The organism is Neisseria sp. WLZKY-1, from assembly GCF_046546535.1.
Classification (GTDB): Bacteria; Pseudomonadota; Gammaproteobacteria; order Burkholderiales; family Neisseriaceae; genus Neisseria.
In genome coordinates this window covers 1-334 of the sequence record NZ_JBKGTW010000142.1, presented here as the reverse complement: position 1 = coordinate 334, position 334 = coordinate 1, and the positions used below count along the sequence as shown (strand labels likewise).

Sequence of the window (334 nt, the reverse complement as noted above, 5' to 3'; positions counted from 1 at the left end):
CAAGCCATGATTGCCAAACACATCGACCGCTTCCCACTATTGAAGTTGGATCAGGTGATTGATTGGCAGCCGATCGAACAATACCTGAATCGTCAAAGAACCCGTTACCTTAGAGACCACCGCGGCCGTCCCGCCTATCCACTGTTGTCCATGTTCAAAGCCGTCCTGCTCGGACAATGGCACAGCCTCTCCGATCCCGAGCTCGAACACAGCCTCATCACCCGCGTCGACTTCAACCTGTTTTGCCGTTTTGACGAACTGAGCATCCCCGATTACAGCACCTTATGCCGCTACCGCAACTGGCTGGCGCAAGACAAGACCCTGTCCGAATTGC

The 334-nt window shown here is 54.5% G+C and carries 1 protein-coding gene; it reads left to right on the top strand.

The annotated features are described in order from the left end of the window. Nucleotides 1-334, top strand: a 334-nt coding sequence (locus ACLD9W_RS12575; RefSeq protein ID WP_410842308.1) for a transposase, incomplete at both ends; no start/stop codon positions are given.